The 13,505-nt window shown below is 73.6% G+C and carries 13 protein-coding genes; 7 read left to right on the top strand and 6 right to left on the bottom strand.

Annotated elements, in window-relative coordinates:
* Positions 1-51: 51 nt before the first annotated feature.
* The 4 genes from QUG92_RS01150 (at position 52) to QUG92_RS01135 (ending at position 4,442) form a co-directional block, all read left to right on the top strand.
* Positions 52-822, top strand: coding sequence for a winged helix-turn-helix domain-containing protein (locus QUG92_RS01150; RefSeq protein WP_069712104.1), 771 nt, complete (start codon positions 52-54; stop codon positions 820-822).
* Between the two features lie 295 nt (positions 823-1,117).
* Positions 1,118-1,618 carry a MarR family winged helix-turn-helix transcriptional regulator gene (locus QUG92_RS01145; RefSeq protein ID WP_182045947.1) on the top strand — a complete coding sequence of 167 codons (501 nt, stop codon included), beginning with the start codon at positions 1,118-1,120 and terminating at the stop codon, positions 1,616-1,618.
* Positions 1,615-2,964, top strand: a complete 1,350-nt coding sequence (locus tag QUG92_RS01140; RefSeq protein WP_289457365.1) for a cryptochrome/photolyase family protein — start codon at positions 1,615-1,617, stop codon at positions 2,962-2,964. Before QUG92_RS01145 ends, QUG92_RS01140 begins: the two co-directional genes overlap by 4 nt.
* On the top strand, positions 2,961-4,442 hold the full coding sequence (locus tag QUG92_RS01135) for a serine hydrolase domain-containing protein (protein ID WP_289457364.1): 1,482 nt from the start codon (positions 2,961-2,963) through the stop codon (positions 4,440-4,442). The genes QUG92_RS01140 and QUG92_RS01135 overlap by 4 nt, the downstream gene beginning before the upstream one ends.
* A 79-nt stretch (positions 4,443-4,521) precedes the next feature.
* Here the strand turns inward: QUG92_RS01135 and QUG92_RS01130 are convergent, their stop codons facing one another.
* Positions 4,522-5,493, bottom strand: a complete 972-nt coding sequence (locus QUG92_RS01130; RefSeq protein WP_182045944.1) for a carbohydrate kinase family protein — start codon at positions 5,491-5,493, stop codon at positions 4,522-4,524.
* Between the two features lie 121 nt (positions 5,494-5,614).
* Between QUG92_RS01130 and QUG92_RS01125 the strand changes: the two genes are divergently transcribed.
* Entirely contained in the window at positions 5,615-6,187 is a 573-nt protein-coding gene (locus tag QUG92_RS01125; protein ID WP_182045943.1) for a hypothetical protein, read from the top strand.
* A 93-nt stretch (positions 6,188-6,280) separates the two neighbouring features.
* Here the strand turns inward: QUG92_RS01125 and QUG92_RS01120 are convergent, their stop codons facing one another.
* From QUG92_RS01120 to QUG92_RS01100, 5 genes are all read right to left on the bottom strand, one after another.
* A complete protein-coding gene (locus QUG92_RS01120; protein ID WP_182045942.1) occupies positions 6,281-6,895 on the bottom strand; it encodes a superoxide dismutase in 615 nt (204 codons plus the stop codon).
* A 47-nt stretch (positions 6,896-6,942) separates the two neighbouring features.
* Positions 6,943-7,452, bottom strand: coding sequence for a flavin reductase family protein (locus QUG92_RS01115; RefSeq protein WP_069712098.1), 510 nt, complete (start codon positions 7,450-7,452; stop codon positions 6,943-6,945).
* Between the two features lie 222 nt (positions 7,453-7,674).
* Positions 7,675-9,198, bottom strand: a complete 1,524-nt coding sequence (locus tag QUG92_RS01110; protein WP_289457362.1) for an MFS transporter — start codon at positions 9,196-9,198, stop codon at positions 7,675-7,677.
* Positions 9,199-9,400: 202 nt separating this feature from the next.
* Entirely contained in the window at positions 9,401-10,492 is a 1,092-nt protein-coding gene (locus QUG92_RS01105) for a LacI family DNA-binding transcriptional regulator (RefSeq protein ID WP_289457360.1), read from the bottom strand.
* A complete protein-coding gene (locus QUG92_RS01100; protein ID WP_289457358.1) occupies positions 10,471-12,504 on the bottom strand; it encodes an aldo/keto reductase in 2,034 nt (677 codons plus the stop codon). Before QUG92_RS01100 ends, QUG92_RS01105 begins: the two co-directional genes overlap by 22 nt.
* Before the next feature lie 136 nt (positions 12,505-12,640).
* Here QUG92_RS01100 and QUG92_RS01095 point away from each other — a divergent pair, with 136 nt between their 5' ends.
* On the top strand, positions 12,641-13,195 hold the full coding sequence (locus tag QUG92_RS01095) for a TetR/AcrR family transcriptional regulator (RefSeq protein ID WP_069712096.1): 555 nt from the start codon (positions 12,641-12,643) through the stop codon (positions 13,193-13,195).
* 91 nt (positions 13,196-13,286) lie between these two features.
* Entirely contained in the window at positions 13,287-13,457 is a 171-nt protein-coding gene (locus tag QUG92_RS01090; protein ID WP_182048001.1) for a hypothetical protein, read from the top strand.
* The last annotated feature ends 48 nt before the right edge of the window (positions 13,458-13,505 follow it).

Below are 13,505 nucleotides of genomic sequence, written 5' to 3'. Positions count from 1 at the left end.
TCGACACCGCCGCGTTGCACCGCACCGCGACCACCCGCCCGGAGAACCACCATGTCGCTCACCATCGCCCAGCCCCGCACCACGCTCCGCACCGCCCCCGCTGCGCCGACCGACCTCGGCACGGTGACGCCGATCCGGGCTCGACGGCAGCCGGTGGCCCCGCCGGTGCCGACCGGCGTCCCGACCAGCCCGGTCGTCGCGCCGCAGCGGAACCGCGCGCTGCCCGAGGGCACCGAGGCCCGCGGCTTCGCGCTCTACGTGGGCATCGACGAGGCAGCGGCCGCGGCCGCCGGCACGACCCTCGCGGCCGTGGTCGAGCAGCTCAAGGCACTGACGGCACAGCTCGTCCCCTCGTCGGAGACGTACGCGGCCGTCGCGGTCGCCGCGGAGGGGTCCGGGGGCCGTGACGTCGACGTCGTCCGCCTCGCCCTGCAGGACCGGTCCGCGGTCGCCGCTCGGAAGCAGGCGGAGAAGCCCGAGCCCGAGGAGACCGGTGTCGTGATCGACATCTCGCGCAAGCGCGTGACCCTCGACGGTGAGGCCGCTCCCCTGACGTACAAGGAGTTCGAGCTGCTGCAGTTCCTCGTGCTGCGCGAGGGCCAGACGGTCGACCGTGCCGCCATCATCGACGGCCTGTGGTCCGACGACGAGGACGAGACCCCGAACGAGCGCACGATCGACGTGCACGTGCGACGGCTGCGGTCGAAGCTCGGTGCGTTCGAGGAGATCGTGCGCACGGTCCGGGGCGTCGGGTACCGCTTCGACCGCCACGCGGACGTCGCCGTGCGGTACGCGTCCACCCCGTCGCCCGACCTCTTCTGACCCGCTGAGCAGACGGTCAGCGAACTCGCAGCGATCGGTTCCAGGACACGCTGGCGCACCGTTACCGCGTCGTTATACAGTCGTCCCTGCAGGCAGTGTTTGCTGTGGCACGGCCTGCGGAATGTGATTGCAGGACACTCTTGGTGCAAGGGAAGAGGCCGGTCGCCCAGAAGGCGACCGGCCTCTGTCGTTCCCGAGGGCTCCCCCGTGTCCCCCACGGGCGGTCCACGCTCCGCGCGGTGTCCCCGCCCGTCGGTAGTGTGGCTGGACCGCACGACCGAGAGGGACGACGACCGTGGACGACGCACGCCGCAGCGACAAGGCGACCGCCGTCGCGGCCTGGGAGGCACTCTTCCGCGCGCAGGTGACCGTGATGCGCGCACTCAACGCCGACTTCCCGGGCGGTGAGATCTCCTTCAACGAGTACGACGTGTGCTTCAACCTGTCGACGCAGCCCGGCCGACGCTGCCGGATGCGCGACCTCACCGGTCACCTCCTGCTCACCCAGCCGAGCGTGAGCCGTCTGGTCGAGCGACTCGCCTCGCGCGGGATCGTCGAGAAGCAGCCCGACCCGAACGACGCACGCGGCGTCGTGGTCGCCCTCACGGCCCACGGCTTCGACGTCTACCGCTCGGTGGCGGTGCAGCACGCCCGGACCATCGCGGACCAGGTCGGTGCCGGACTTGACGACGACGAGCTCCGCACCCTCACCGAGCTCTGCACCAAGCTGCGCGTGGCGGCCGGGGGTCCCGACCGCGACCGCCGTCCGCGCGCCGTCGAGGCGGTGTCGGCATGACCGGTGCGATCGTCTGGCTCCGCGAGGACCTCCGTCTCGCCGACAACCCGGCACTCCGAGCCGCGATCGACCACGGCGGCCCCGTGACCGTCGTCGTCGTGCTCGACGAGGAGTCTCCGGGCATCCGGCCGGTCGGTGCCGCCAGCCGGTGGTGGCTGCACCACTCCCTCGCCGCGCTGGACGCGGAGCTGCGCGACCGGCACTCCCGGCTCGTGCTGCGCCGTGGTCCTGCCGCACGCGTCATCCCCGAGCTCGTCGCCCAAGCCGACGCCGACGCCGTGTACTGGAACCGGCGCTACGGCAAGGTGGAGCGCGACCTCGACGCGGGCATCAAGAGCGCCCTGACCGACGACGGCACCGAAGCCCACAGCTTCGCGGCGAACCTGCTCTGGGAGCCGTGGACGGTCATGACGGGCCAGGGCGAACCCTTCAAGGTCTTCTCGCCGTTCTGGCGGGCCGCCCAGGCGATGCCCGAGCCGCGGCACCCGCTGCCGAAGCCGCGCGACCTGCCCGCCCCGGCCGACGTGGCGTCGGACGACCTCGACGACTGGGCGCTCCTGCCGACGAAGCCGGACTGGGCCGGCGGGCTGCGCGACGCCTGGGAGCCCGGCGAGGCCGGCGCGCACCGGAAGCTCGAGCAGTTCGTCCACGATGCGCTCGAGGACTACGACCAGCGCGACGAACCGGCCATGGCGGCGACGAGCGACCTCTCCCCGCACCTCCGGTGGGGCGAGGTGAGTCCGTACCAGGTGTGGCACCGCCTGCACGGCGAGCTCGAGCCCGCCCAGCGGCGACAGGCCCCGGCGTTCCTCCGGCAGCTCGCCTGGCGCGAGTTCAACTGGAACGAGTACTTCCACTGCGACGACATCGCGACGGTCAACGTGCGCCGCGAGTTCGACGCCTTCCCCTGGCGCGACGTGGACGAGGACGAGCTCGACCGCTGGCGGCACGGCCGCACCGGCTTCGACCTGGTGGACGCGGGCATGCGTGAGCTGTGGTCCTCCGGCGCGATGCACAACCGCGTCCGGCTGGCCGCGGCGAGCTTCCTCGTCAAGAACCTGCTCGTGGACTGGCGCATCGGCGAGCAGTGGTTCTGGGACACCCTGGTGGACGCGGACCCCGCGAACAACGCCGGCAACTGGCAGTGGGTGGCCGGGTCGGGCTTCGACGCCGCACCGTACTTCCGCGTGTTCAACCCCGACCGCCAGCTCGAGCGCTTCGACCCGCACCGCGAGTACGTGCGGCGGTGGGTGCCGGCGGACGAGGACCGACCGGAGCCCATGGTCGACCTGAAGGCCACGCGGCAGCGCGCCCTCGACGCCTACGCCGAGATGCGCCGGACGTGACGGTCTCCCCCGCGGTCCTCGCGGTCATCGACGCGCGGTTCCGTTCCCGGGTCGAGGACGGCACCACGCCGAGCAGCGTGTGGGGTGTCCTCGACCGGAGCGGCCTGATCGCGTCCGGAGGCCACGGCGACCGCGGCGACGGTCGGGCGCCGGACGCGGACACGGTCTACCGCATCGCCTCGTGCACGAAGAGCTTCACCGCGGCCACCCTGCTGACGCTCGTCGCCGAGGGACGGGTCGACCTCGACAGCCCCGTGACCGACGCGGTCCCGGCCTTCGCGGCCGTCACGCTGCCCTCCCCCGACGCGCCCGTCCCGACCCTGCGGATGCTGCTGACGATGTCCGGCGGCCTGCCGACGGACGACCCCTGGGCGGACCGGCAGGAGTCGATCACGGACGACGACCTCGACGCGGTGCTCCGCGGCGGGCTGCTCTTCGACTCCGTCCCGGGCACGCGCTTCGCCTACTCGAACACGGGCTACGCGCTGATCGGGCGAGCGATCGCCCACGCCGCCGGCGTCCCGTACGCGCAGGCGGTGACCGAGCGGGTGCTGACGCCGCTCGGGCTCGACGCCACCGTGTTCAGCGCCGCCGAGGCACGCGGGTACGTCGTGACGGGCCAGCGGGACGACGACGGTTCCTGGACCCCGCAGCCGATGACCGGCCCGGGCGCGTTCTCGGCGATCGGCGGCCTGTTCTCGACGGTCCGAGACCTCGCCCGCTGGGCCCGGCACCTGGCGTCCGCGTCCGGTGCCGACCCCGAACCCGGCCCGGTGACACCGGCGGACCGCCGCGCGGCGCAGCAGGCCCTGCGGGTCGTCCCGCCGTCGGTCGTCCCCGCCGCGCGCCGAGCGACCGCGTACGGCTTCGGGCTGTTCGTCGAGCAGGACCCGCGGTACGGCGAGATCGTGTCGCACTCCGGCGGCTACCCCGGCTTCTCCGCGCACATGCGGTGGTCGGTCGAGCACGGTCTCGGCGTCGTGGCGTTCGAGAACGCGACGCAGGCGAAGGTGTCCGCACCCGCGGAGCGGGCGCTCGACGAGCTCCTCGCGGACCTGCCGATGGACGTCGACGTCGAAACCGCGAGGGTGCAGCGGGCGGCAGCGGTCCCGGGGGTGCGCCGCACGGTCGACGCCGTGCGGGCGGCTCGCGAGGCGGTCTCGGCGCTGCTGCGCGGGTGGGCCGCCGACGACGTGGACGACGCGACGGTCGCCGCCCTCGGTGCCGCGGTCTGCACCCCGAACGTCCCGATGGACCGGCCGTGGGCGGCCCGCCGTCGTGCGCTGCTCGAGGCCGTGCGGACCGTCGGGGCCGACCTCGACGCCGCGCCGCTCGAGGAGCGCTCGACGGTCCCGTCGCAGCTCCGGTGGTGGCTCCCCGGCACCGCGGGACGACTCCGGGTCGAGATCCGCCTCGCCCCGCTCGCCGCCGGGCGCGTGCAGACCCTGCTGGTGACCGCCGAACCCACCGAACGGTGACACCGCAGGACGGGCAGTGACACTGGACGGCGCGCAGTGACGCCGCAGGACGAGCAGTGAGACCGGACGGCGAGCCCCGCTAGACCGGCGGGCGCGCCCCGACCACCCCGAGCGCGAGGGACGCGACGCGGACGCCCTCGCGGGCGGCGGACGCCACGCGGACGCGGTCCGTCGCCCAGGCGCGGAGGAACCCCGCGGCGAAGGCGTCCCCCGCCCCCGTGGTGTCGACGACCGTCGTGGCCGGCGCGGTGACGCGCAGCGGAGCCCGACCCCGTCGGCCGACCAGTGCGCCGTCGGCCCCGGTCGTCACGACCACGAGCGGCACCGCCTCGGTGAGCCGGCGCAGGGCCTCCGGCAGGTCCTCGGCCCCGCCCAGGGCGCGCGCCTCGGCGGCGTTCGGGAACAGGACGTCCACACCCGTCAGCGCGGACAGCACGTCCTCGGCGCCGACCGCGCGCACGACGGCCGTCGAGGACGGGTCCAGCGAGACGCGTGCCCCTCCCGATCGCGCGCGTGCGACGAGTCCGGCGATGCGCGCCGGACCGCCACCGAGCAGGGCCGCGCCGGTGAGGTGGACGATGTCCGCGCGGGACACCAGGTCGTCGCCGACGTCGTCGGCCCGGAGGTCGCCGCTCGCCGCCGGGTCCGACATGCTGGTCCGTCCCGCGGTGCTCCGGACCGACACGAGCGCTCCGGTGGGGACGCAGGCGTCGTACCGCAGGTGCGGCCGGACGCCGGCGTCGGTCAGGGCCCGCCCGTGCCGCACCACGTCGTCGACCCCGACCCGGGCGACGAGGTCGACCTCCGCGCCGAGCCACCCCAGCCAGCTCGCGGCGCCCCCACCGGCACCGGCCGGCTGGTGCCGGATCAGCGCGGCCGGGTCGTGAGCACCCACCGTGGTGACGGTGGTCTCGACGAGGACCCCGTCGAGCACGTCGCCGACCACCAGGAAGCGCTTGCCGCGGCCGCGACGCCGTCCCGCCACCCGTCGTCCGTCGGCGCCCACCGCGGGCCGTGACGGCACCGGGACGCGCTCGGGAGACGGTGACACGTCCGACACGGTACACGAACATGAGCAAAGCTCCGAAACACGCACCGCACTGATCCGCTAACATTTCAGGAGATCACCTCGGCGGACACGCCGCCGCCACTCGAGACCGCCCGGAGGGACCATGCCCAGGAGGCCCGACCCCACGCTCAAGCCCGCGATCATCGCGAAGGTCGCGCGTCACCTGCAGGACACCAAGGTCGAGGACGCCTCGGTGCGGAGCCTCGGCCGTGTCCTGGGCACGAGCGCCTACCCGATCGTCTACCACTTCGGCTCGCGCGACGCCCTGGTCGACGCCGTCGTGGACCACCTGTGTGCCGACGAGGACCGGCTGCTGGCACCGGACGCCGACCCCGACGCGCTCGCCGAGCACCTCCTCGCCGTCTACGGCCGGCTCGGCACCCCGGAACGCCTGCTCGCGGTCCGGCTGACCTTCGAGCTCGGCTGCGTCGAGGGGCTCGACGGCCGTGACCGCCAGCGTCGGCTCCACCGCCACCGGGTCGCCGAACTGACCGCGTGGTGTCGTACCCACGGGTACTGCGACGCCGAGGCGGACCGCGCCGCGCGGGCTGCGGTCGACGCCGCACGCGGCGCGCAGTGGTCGGCGCTGGTCGACCCCGAGCACGCGGACGTCGACACCGCCCTGCTCGCCGTCGCCCGGGGGCTCGCCGCCGACGTCCGACTGGCGGCCGCCTGACCGGGACGGCACGGACGACGGACGGGAGGCGCGGTACCGACCGGCACCGCGCCTCCCGTCCGTCGGTCGGTCACCGCGGTGACCGACGTCGCGTCACAGGGTGACGAACGACTGCGACTTGGCGTTCGCGAAGCGGGCCGCGACGTTCTCCCAGTCGACGATGTTCCACACGGCCTTGACGTAGTCCGCCTTGACGTTGAGGTAGTCGAGGTAGAAGGCGTGCTCCCACATGTCGAGCATGAAGATCGGGACGACGCCGAGCGGCACGTTCGCCTGCTGGTCGAAGAGCTGGAAGGTGACGAGCTTCTGACCGACCTGGTCCCATGCGAGGACGGACCAACCGGAGCCCTGGATGCCGTTGGCGACGGCGGCGAACTGTGCCTGGAACGTCGAGAACGAGCCGAAGAACTCGTCGATCGCCGCGGCGAGCTCGCCCTCGGGGACCTTGGTGTCCGGGCCGAGGTTGGTCCAGAAGATCGAGTGGTTGACGTGGCCACCGAGGTGGAACGCCAGGTCCTTCTCGAGCTTGTTGACCGCACCGAAGTTGCCGGACTCGCGCGCCTCGCCGAGCTGCTCGAGCGCGGTGTTCGCGCCGGTCACGTAGGCCTGGTGGTGCTTGTCGTGGTGCAGCTGCATGATCTTGCCGCTGATGTGCGGCTCGAGCGCGGCGTAGTCGTACGGCAGCTCGGGCAGGGTGTACTCGGCCATGGCGAGGTCCTTTCGATCGGTGGTGGTCTGACGTGGTCCCGCGGCGCTCAGGAGAGCCGGGAACGTTCGGAGAGGGAGTGGAACTCCCGGTTGTGGTAGACGAGCGGCTCGCCGTGGGCCTGGCCGACGACGATGTCGAGGACCTCGGCGACGACGACGGTGGACGAGCCGATCTCGGTCGTCGACCGGGGGCGGCAGCGCAGGGCCGTCGCGGCGCCGGGGAGGTACCGCTCGCCGGACGGCAGGGTGCCCCACATCGGGTCGTCGGCTGCCGGGCTGCCCGTGGCGGCGAAGCGCTTCGCGAGCCCGACGCTCAGCGAGTCGACGAGGTGCACGACGAAGACGTCGGCGCCCAGGACGACCCCGGCGGACCCGGACTTCGTCGACAGCGAGAACACGAGGACGGGCGGGTCCACCGCGACGCTCGCGACGCTGGAGGCGGTCAGGCCGGTGGGTCCGTCGGGCCCTTCGGCGGTGATGACGGCGACGCCGGCGGGGTGGCCGCGGAAGGCGGCCTTGTAGGCGTCGGCGGTCGTCGCGGGTGCTTCGTCGGGCATGGCAGTCGTGGGGATCCTCCGGGTGGGGTCGGCCGCGGCTGCGCGGCCACCTCCCAACGTAGGACCTCGACGGGGGTCCGCGTCAGCGATTCCCAGGTTCGTCCGATCCCGGGCGCGCCGCGCGACCGGGCCGACCGCGCCGCGCGACCGGGCCTGGCGCGCCGCGAGACCCGACCGCGCCGCCTCGGTCGGACCGAGCCTGCCTCGGTCGGACCGGTCCCGTCAGTCCCGCCGCAGCATGACCACCGAGGCCGCCGCTGCGACGAGCATGAGCACCGCGGCGACACCGGCCGTGATCGTGACGCCGGAGTCGAACGCCGCCCGGGCGCTCTCCAGGAGCGCCTGCCCCGCTGCACCGCCGAGGTCGGTCGCCGCGGAGACTGCACCGCCGAGGGTCTCCTGGGCGGCGGTCCGCGCCGAGCCGCTGAGACCGTCCGGGACCACCACGTGCGTCCGGTACGCCGTCGCGAGGATCGTCCCGAGCACGGCCGTGCCGAGCACCGCGCCGATCTCGTAGGCCGTCTCGGACACCGCCGACGCCGCTCCCGCCTTGTCCGCTGGGGCCGTCGAGATGATCAGGTCGTTCGTCACCGTCTCGGACGCACCGATGCCGATGCCGAGCAGCACGAACGCGACGGCCAGCGCGACGATCGTCGCGTCGTGTCCGAGCAGGGACACCATCGCGTACGCGGCGGCCGAGAACGTCAGGGAGACCGCGACCACCCAGCGCGGAGCGACCCGGGCCACGATCGGCACGACCACCAGGCCGGCGACGACGGTCAGGACCGAGCCCGGCACGAGCACCAGGCCGGAGGTGAACGGGTCGAGCCCGGCGACGAGCTGCAGGTGCTGGGCGACGAAGAACAGGAAGCCGGTGAGCGAGAACATCGCCGCCATGTTCATGAGCACGCTGCCGGTGAACGCGGTGCTCCGGAACAGCCGGAGGTCGAGCATCGGCGTGCGCGAGCGCAGCTGCCGGCGGACGAACGCGGTGCCGCAGAGGACGCCGACCGCGAGCATCGCGATCGCGAGCCCGCGCTCGTCGGGGTGCACGACGGACTTGATCGCCCACGCCGTCGGCGCGAGGGCACCGAGCGACAGGAGCATGCTCGGCACGTCCACCGGGCCGGGCGCGGGGTCGCGGGACTCCGGCACGAAGAAGGGCACACCGACGAGCATGAGCACGAGGATCGGGACGGCGACGAGGAACACCGCACCCCAGTGGAAGTGCGCCAGCAGGGTGCCGCCGACGAGCGGGCCGAGGGCGTTGCCGGCGGCGAACATCGTCGACCAGACGGCGAGCGCCATGCGCCGCTCCCCCGCGTCGACGAAGACGTTCCGGATGATCGAGAGCGTCGCCGGCATGAGCATGGCGCCGAAGACGCCCATCACGGCGCGCGCGGCGACGAGCATCCAGGCCTCGGTCGCGAAGGCCGCGGCGACCGAGAGCAGCGCGAACCCGGTGGCACCGACGACGAGGATCCGGCGGCGCCCGAGGCGGTCGCCGATGCTGCCCATCACCACGAGCAGGCCGGCGAGCACGAGCGGGTAGGCGTCGACGATCCAGAGCTGGGTCGTCGCGCTCGGGTCGAGGGCGCGCGCGATGGTCGGCAGTGCGAAGCTCAGCACCGTGTTGTCCACGGAGATGAGCAGCACCGGCAGCATGAGCACGGCGAGGGCCGCGAACCGTCGGGCGCGGCTGCCGGTGACGGCGGTGGCGACGGGGCTGGTGAGCAGAGCGGACACGGTGACTCCCTGGGGAACGAGCCGGACCAGGTCGACGGCGGAGCAGACGAGACGGGACGCGGAAGTCGACACGCGCCCCGTCAGGACTCCGTCAGTGTACCGTCTGGACGGTCATGGTTGCAAGTGCAACCACCGCCGGTCGGGAGGCCCGTGGCGGGCCCGTCACGCGCCTCCCGTCCGCCGTCCGCCCACCCGGGAGCCGTCAGGCGGACTCGCGCAGGAGCAGCCGGTGCCGGACCGTGCGCTGCACCGCCGCACCGGAGCGCGGCAGCTCACCGGCGAGCATGCCGAGGGCGAGGTCGAGCGCCTCACCGGCGACCACGTCGAGGTCGACGCCCAGGGTCGTCAGGGTCGGCGACACGAGCGTGCCCGTCGCGAGCCCGTCCACCCCGACGACCCGGACCGTCCCCGGGACGTCGACACCGGCGCGTCGGCAGGCCGCGAGCACACCGAGCGCCATCACGTCGTTGAAGGCGAGGACGGCGTCGAGTCGACGGAACCGGTCGAGCGCGCGGGCGGTCATGGCGGCACCGAGCTCCGCGGTCGGGGCGTCCGCGATCGCCACCTCGGGCAGGTACCCGCGGCGGCGGAGCGCGTCGAGCATGAGGCGCCCACGGCTGCTCGGGCGCCCGCTCTCCGACGCGTCGACGATCACGGGGTGCCGGACACCGGTGCGCACCAGGTGGTCGGCGAGCTCCTCGATCGCCGCGGTGGGGTCGATGCGGACCGCGGCACGGAGGACCTCGCCGGCGGGGTCGAGCTCCACGACGGGCACCGAGCCGAGTCGCTCGATCCACTCCGGAGCGCGCGCGCCGAGGTAGCCGACCACCACGTCCGTCTGCACGCCGAGCGCCTGCACCGCCCGGTCCGAGTCGCCGGCGAGCCCGACGTCCGCGAGCATGACGTTCCACCCCCGCCCCGCCGCGAGGCCGAGCACGGCGGCGGCGAGTTCCGGCGAGTAGGGGTTGCGGAGGTCGTTCACGACGAGCCCGAGCTGACGGTCACCGCCCGTCACGAGCCCGCGGCCGAAGCGCGAGGGGCGGTAGTCCAGGGCCGCGGCCGCCGCGAGCACCCGTTCCTTCGTCGCCGCGCTGATGCCGTACAGGCCGTTCATCGCGCGCGTCACCGTCTGCCGGGACACCCCGGCCGCCGCGGCGACGTCGTGGATCGTGGCACGGACGGCCGGCGGCCCGACGGTGTCCGGCGCACGCCGGAGCGACGCGGGTGCGGGCGTGACGGCCCCGCCCGCGTCGCCGACGTCGGCGCTCCCGCTCAGTCGCGCAGGTCCAGCCACGCGACCTGCTCCGGGCTCAGCTCCACCGACAGGCCGGTCATCGACGACCGGGCCTCGGCGATGGTGCGCGGGCCGAACAGCGGGAAGGTCGGGAACGGCTGGTGCAGCACGTACGCCAGGGCGATGGCCGTGGCCGGGACGCCGTACCGCTCCCCGAGCTCGCGGGCTCGGCGGAGCCGCTCGAAGTTCGCGTCGGAGTAGTAGCAGCGCACGAGCTCGGCGTCGCTGGTGTCCCCGGGGGCGGCCCGTCCGGTGAAGAAGCCGCGCGCCTGCGACGACCACGGCAGCAGCGGGACCTGGCGCTCCTCGAGCCACCGCTTCGACGCGCGGTCGGTCGCGTGCTCGCAGCCGTCCCACGGCACGTCGTACGCCTCGGCGAGCCCGAAGTGGTTGCTGAGGACCTCGAAGCCGTGCTTGCCGTTCGCCGCCGCGTACGCGTTCGCCTCGTCGAAGCGGGCCGGTGTCCAGTTCGATCCGCCGAACACCCGGATGCGCCCGGCACGGCGGTGCTCGTCGAGCACGTCGACGAACTCCCCGACCGGGACGTCCGGGTTGTCGCGGTGCATCATGTAGATGTCCGCGTGGTCGGTGCCCTGCCGTTCCAGGCTCTCCAGCAGCTGCCGGGTGAGGGACTCCGGGTCGCAGAACGGGGTGTGCGCGCCCTTCGTGATGACCACGACGTCGTCGCGGATGCCGCGGTTCGCGATCCACCGGCCGAGCCGACCCTCGAGGACCCCGCCGCCGTAGATGTACCCGGTGTCGAAGACGTTGCCGCCCTGCTCGAAGAACATGTCGAAGACCGCGCTGGCGTGGGCCAGGTCGGGCTGGTTGTCGACGCCCATGACGAGGCGCGACATGCGCTTCCCGATGCCGGGGACCTCGCCGTAGCGCATCGGGGCGTCGTCCCGCACGCGCAGGGGGCGGCCGCTCACCGTGGGGACGTCGGCGGTCTCGGCCTCGAACGGGTAGCGGAGGCCGATCGCGGCGCGCCAGCGGTCGAGCGTCCGGGCTGTGGCGAGCGTCTCGTCGAGCGTCATCTGCGCAGCCTCGACGGCACCGGCTGCCAGCGCCGCCGTCGTTGCGTCGGCCTCGAGCGCGTAGGGCTGCGCGCCGGCGAACGACAGCGTGCGGGGGTCCTCGTCGACGGTGCTGACCACGATCATCGGGTCCTCGGACAGGGTCCACGGGTCGGTCAGGACGATGCGCCCCCGCGTGCCGTGCACCGTGACGGCGTTGTCGTCCTGCACCCGGACACCGGTGCGCACCGAGGCGGTGATGCCGGTCCGGTAGGTCAGGTGCGCCACCGTCCACTCGTCGACGCCGGTGGGGCCGAGGGTGCCGGTCGCCGTCAGCTCGACGGGCTCCGCCACGGCGACACCGGTCGCGGCCTGGACCACCGCGGCCGCCATGGTGACGGGGTACCCGCCGACGTCGAGGATCCCGCCGCCGGCGGTCGCGACGTCGAACAGCCGTCCGGTGCGCTCCCCCGCGCGGAACGCGAAGGACGCGTCCACGTGGGTGACCTCACCGACCGTACCCTCGCGGACCAGGTCGAGCAGGGCCGCGGTCTGCGGGTGGAACCGGTACATGAACGCCTCGACGAGGGGCAGACCCGCCTGACGTGCGGCGTCGACGAGCGCCATCGCCGTGCCGTGGTTCGGCGCCAGCGGCTTCTCGCAGAGCACGGCCTTGCCGGCGGCCAGCGCACGGAGCACCAGGTCGGCGTGGCCGGTGTGCACGGTCGAGACGTAGACCGCGTCCACCGCCTCGTCGGCGAGCACCGTGTCGTACTCACCGGCGCGGACGTCGGCGAAGCCGTGGTCGGCGGCCTCGTCGGCGAAGGCCCGGGCGCGCTCGGTGGCGGAGCTGCCCGCGGCGACGAGGGTGCCCGTGCTCGCGGGCAGCTGGGAGAGGAAGCGGCGGGCGATGCCGCCGGGGCCGAGGACGGCCCAGCCGGGGGCGGGAGCACCGGCGGGTGGCGTGGTCGAGGGGGTCGCGGTCTGCGCTGACATGCGGATCCTGTTCGTGTCGTGAACCTTCACGGTCATGGCGACGCTAGCCGGGCAGGTGCAGCGGGACAAGGCGTTCGTGAACGTTCACGGAACCAGGCGGTCGTCACGGTCCGGACGGTTCCCTAGACTCGTCCGCATGGCAAGTGCCCGCGACCGCGTCCTGGACAGCTTCGTCGCCATCGTGTGCGAGGAAGGCGAGCGTCCGGCGACCCTCGACGCCGTCGCCGCGCGGGCCGGTGTCTCGAAGGGCGGACTGCTGTACCACTTCGGGTCGAAGGCCGCGCTGGTCGAGGGACTCTGCGAACGCCTGTCGGACCTCTCCGCGATCGACGTCGAGCGCATGCGCGAGGCCGAGGACGGTGCGCCGCGCTACTTCGTCCGCAACTGCCTCTACGTCGGCAGCGAGCTCGACCTCGCCCTGCTCGCGGCGAGCCGCCTCCAGCAGGCCGGGTACGAGGAGGCCGGGCGGACGCTCGACGAGACCGAGAACGCCTGGCTCGAGACCCTGGTCGACGCCCTCGGCGACGTCCCCACCGCGCAGGCCGTGAAGCTGCTCGGCGACGGGCTCTACCACCAGGCCTCGCTCGGCGCCGCGATCGCGACCGACGTGCGGCCGCACCGTGCCAGCGTCGACATGGAGGCCCTGCTCGCGGTGGTCGACCGGCTCATCGCGACCCGTCCGGGTGCGTGAACCGCCCGTCCTCGCGGTGCGCGTGAACCGGTCCCGCCCGACCTGGGGATAGACTGGTCCCGATCCACCCGCTCGAACCGGAGGTACCACCGTGGCCCGCGTCGTCGCCGCTTTCTTCTCGATCCTGCTGCTGCTGGTGTCGATGTACCTCTTCGGGTTCGCGTTCCAGGTGCAGTCCGGCCAGGCCTTCGTCTTCATGGGCGGCGTGCTCCTCATGTGCCTCTCCTTCTTCCTGCCGATCCACGTCTTCGGCAAGAAGTAGCCGGCAGCACGACCACGACGGCCCCGCACCTCCTCCGAGGTGCGGGGC

The sequence above is a fragment of the Curtobacterium citri genome (assembly GCF_030362955.1).
Taxonomy (GTDB): domain Bacteria; phylum Actinomycetota; class Actinomycetes; order Actinomycetales; family Microbacteriaceae; genus Curtobacterium; species Curtobacterium citri.
Note: the sequence above shows the minus strand (reverse complement) of the source record. Positions and strands in the feature narration are given on the sequence as shown.

Coding starts and splice junctions, on each gene's coding strand:
- QUG92_RS01120 (WP_182045942.1), bottom strand. CDS start 6,895: ATGGCCGAGTACACCCTGCCCGAGCTGCCGTACGACTACGCCGCGCTC.
- QUG92_RS01140 (WP_289457365.1), top strand. CDS start 1,615: ATGACCGGTGCGATCGTCTGGCTCCGCGAGGACCTCCGTCTCGCCGAC.
- QUG92_RS01095 (WP_069712096.1), top strand. CDS start 12,641: ATGGCAAGTGCCCGCGACCGCGTCCTGGACAGCTTCGTCGCCATCGTG.
- QUG92_RS01150 (WP_069712104.1), top strand. CDS start 52: ATGTCGCTCACCATCGCCCAGCCCCGCACCACGCTCCGCACCGCCCCC.
- QUG92_RS01100 (WP_289457358.1), bottom strand. CDS start 12,504: ATGTCAGCGCAGACCGCGACCCCCTCGACCACGCCACCCGCCGGTGCT.
- QUG92_RS01125 (WP_182045943.1), top strand. CDS start 5,615: ATGCCCAGGAGGCCCGACCCCACGCTCAAGCCCGCGATCATCGCGAAG.
- QUG92_RS01115 (WP_069712098.1), bottom strand. CDS start 7,452: ATGCCCGACGAAGCACCCGCGACGACCGCCGACGCCTACAAGGCCGCC.